The sequence below is a fragment of the Pseudoalteromonas sp. BSi20652 genome (assembly GCF_000239855.1).
GTDB lineage: Bacteria > Pseudomonadota > Gammaproteobacteria > Enterobacterales > Alteromonadaceae > Pseudoalteromonas.
Window position 1 is genome coordinate 1 of the sequence record NZ_BADT01000167.1, and the last position, 2990, is coordinate 2990.

Here is a 2990-nt window from a genome sequence, read left to right on the forward strand (position 1 = left end):
TTGTTTAACAGCTTGTTATATGCCATTTGCACCAAAGCTGTTTTTCTTTTTTTTGTAACCCAACCACATAATTGTGACTAAAACTAAATTGCCCAACATGATAAAACCGATTGTAGCGTTTTGAGTTTGCTCAATAATAGTAAACTTAGCATTTAACCAAAGAGGAAAAAACATACTCGTAGGAATTACTGTAACAATAAAAATTAACCACAAAACATAACGAATAATTAAGTTTAAAATTGATTTTCTTTGAGGCGCCTCTAAACGTTCAATTAGATATTTATATAATTTAACAGCGAATAAGCATGTATAAAAATAAACTAGGAAGATAGCTACAAAAATTACAATATTCATCAAAACCATTCTTGGCATATAACAATTTTGTATACGACATTTGTCGTTTTATAAACCGACAAATGTCCATATATTACGTTGCATCTATTTTAGCCACGAAATAACTCCATGTAAACAAATGATTAATATCTAGCCAGTTTTTATAAGTGTAGAAATACACCAAAATGGTGGAGATCAGTAATATTGGACAAAACAACAATCACTGTCTGTGCACACAGCAATAATTAACCTAGACAATCACCTAAATTGATAACACAAAACCATGTTACTAATAACAAGTACTGCTTTGGCAGTTACTTTTTATAGGCTCATCAAGATCAAATTTTGACTTCATACATTAAAGTACTGACTGGCCATTTATCGCTCATTACTGTCTGTTAAATAAAATAAGCCGGTTCATTAAATCTATAAACACACACCAATGATGACAGTACCGATTAGTGAAAATATAATGGTTTATTAATGCAAAATTGCACGTTATTGTTTAATGCTTAACACTAGAAAATGATAAATAAATGGCTTTTTATGTTCTGGCATTGTCAATATTATGCGTTTTTCCGTACTGTAAATTATTAATAATGCGAAAGCCCCTTTGGCACTACTTAATGGCTTTAAGCGTTGTAAGTGCTTATTTTGAAGGTTATATAAATTTATATGCTCTGCCGAGTATAGGGCTTTACTTTGCTTTATACCACTGTGTGCTAAATACAAAACAGCCAATAATACGCACTATATTAACCACTATTTTTATTATTTTCTCATTGGTATTGGCGATTCACTGGCTGCCTGGCTTTAACAACCTCCCTATTGTTATAAACGAGCGTATTACCAGCGATGCGATTGCTTTTACCCTTTATGCTAATTTTGATAAGGCTATGGCTGGGTTATTTCTTTGTGCTTATTTTTATTCAAATAAAAAGCCTTTAAAAGCAAACTCTAATAAAGCGGGCCTACTTAACGTTAAACAGCCAATTTTAATAGTTATCGCTACTATTTTAGCTACGCTCATAACAGCTTTAATGCTTGGACTTGTAAGCTTTAGTCCAAAAGTGCCCGACTTTTGGTTAGCCTTTATTGCTATTAATCTTTTATTTACCTGTGTAGCTGAGGAAGCTTTATTTAGAGGTTTATTACAAACTAAGCTTAGCCAAATTATTACACCCACTCGTTTAGCGCTACTTGCCCCAATAATGACAGCTGCAGTGTTTGCTTTGGCACATTTTGCTGGAGGAGTTAGCTATGTATTGGTTTCATTTATTGCAGGCTTAGGATATGGCTATATTTTTTATAAAACGCAGCGTTTAGAATGGGCTATTTTATGCCATTGGTTGGTTAATGTTTGCCACTTCTTTTTGTTTACTTACCCTATGCTCAGTAAAATCTAAATACATTTACAAATGCTAACAATTTACTTAGTAGTAAACATTGCCCGCATTTTATTTTGTTAGTAATTTACTACTTTAAATAAATTAAAGGATTAATGAATATGCTGCGTTTTATAACGGCAATAACAGTGCTCGCCACAATAACGGGTTGTTCAGGCATGACTTATCATACAGATATAGACAACGGCGTTTTATCTCAAGAAATTGGCACCTACGTTAATAAAAGAGATTTACAGCAATTTTATAGCGACCAAGAAGCACACGAGAGTGGCGCAACACTTTTAGGCCGAATTGAAGGTGAAAGCTGTGATGGCGACGGTATGGGTAACAATAATGTAAGCTATAATCGCTCTAAATCAAATGCTATTGATTTACTCAAAGCTGATGCCATGCGCAGAGGCGGGAATGCTTTTACTATCAATTCTTGTAGTGAAACCTCTGTATCGTACTGCGACCTATCTGTTTTATGTACCGGACAGGCTTACGACTATTAATAAGTAAAAGTGCAAATTATATATTAAACGCAAAGCTCAGTAGCACACGCTTTCCAGACTCGATTTTAGATACGCTGTGTTCGTACTTATCGGGTCTGAACAAATACACGCGATTAAATAAATTTATAATGCATTTTGAGCATTTAAATATCCCGCCCGTTTTAGGTTTCTTTAATACAAAATTGAGCTTGTAATAGCGCCCTTGCTGCACGGGGTCAATATGCATCATTACGCTGTGATTAGTTGGGTAAGTAACAAGGTTTATCGAAAATGTATTACTACTAAAAATAGCTTTGTTTTTAACGGTTGCAATCATACTGCCTCCATACTGTTGATGTGCCTTATTGTATCATTAGGCTGGGTCTTACTTTGTTTTTAAACGAGACTAAAACACCATGATATATAGCCAATCAGACTAGGGTCTGTTGTTCTTTGCGGATTAAAATTCATTCAAACTAGGAGCCATTTAATCGCGGCGCGAGATTTGTGACCTAGTGGGCTCGATAACTGCTCCTGCGTTATTCTAATGGCTTACATCCATGTAAGAATAAGTAAAAACCGAGCAAAGCTTCCGCGTCCTGCTCACGCCCCTTACCTACATCCATGTAGGCAACAAAGAGTAAGTAGCCCCTAGGAAGAACCCTTTGGGCAGCGCCTGTTTGGCATTAATGCTACGTTATCGCCCATTTATGGGGAATAACCACACTGCATAGGCTCTGCCTTGCCTAAATACCAAACAGACTGCTGTAAATTTAAC

At 35.4% G+C, this 2990-nt stretch carries 4 protein-coding genes; 2 read left to right on the top strand and 2 right to left on the bottom strand.

From position 1 onward, the window contains the following. Positions 1 to 15: 15 nt before the first annotated feature. Positions 16 to 354, bottom strand: coding sequence for a hypothetical protein (locus P20652_RS18640; protein WP_008170486.1), 339 nt, complete (start codon positions 352 to 354; stop codon positions 16 to 18). 515 nt (positions 355 to 869) lie between these two features. Between P20652_RS18640 and P20652_RS05600 the strand changes: the two genes are divergently transcribed. Continuing rightward, positions 870 to 1739 (top strand): type II CAAX endopeptidase family protein, encoded by an 870-nt coding sequence (locus P20652_RS05600; RefSeq protein ID WP_033017695.1) that lies wholly within the window; start codon positions 870 to 872, stop codon positions 1737 to 1739. A gap of 101 nt (positions 1740 to 1840) precedes the next feature. Beyond that, positions 1841 to 2233, top strand: coding sequence for a hypothetical protein (locus P20652_RS05595; RefSeq protein WP_008170488.1), 393 nt, complete (start codon positions 1841 to 1843; stop codon positions 2231 to 2233). A gap of 16 nt (positions 2234 to 2249) precedes the next feature. Here the strand turns inward: P20652_RS05595 and P20652_RS05590 are convergent, their stop codons facing one another. After that, positions 2250 to 2549: a hypothetical protein gene (locus P20652_RS05590; protein WP_008170489.1), complete on the bottom strand. Its 300-nt coding sequence runs from the start codon at positions 2547 to 2549 to the stop codon at positions 2250 to 2252. Positions 2550 to 2990 lie beyond the last annotated feature (441 nt).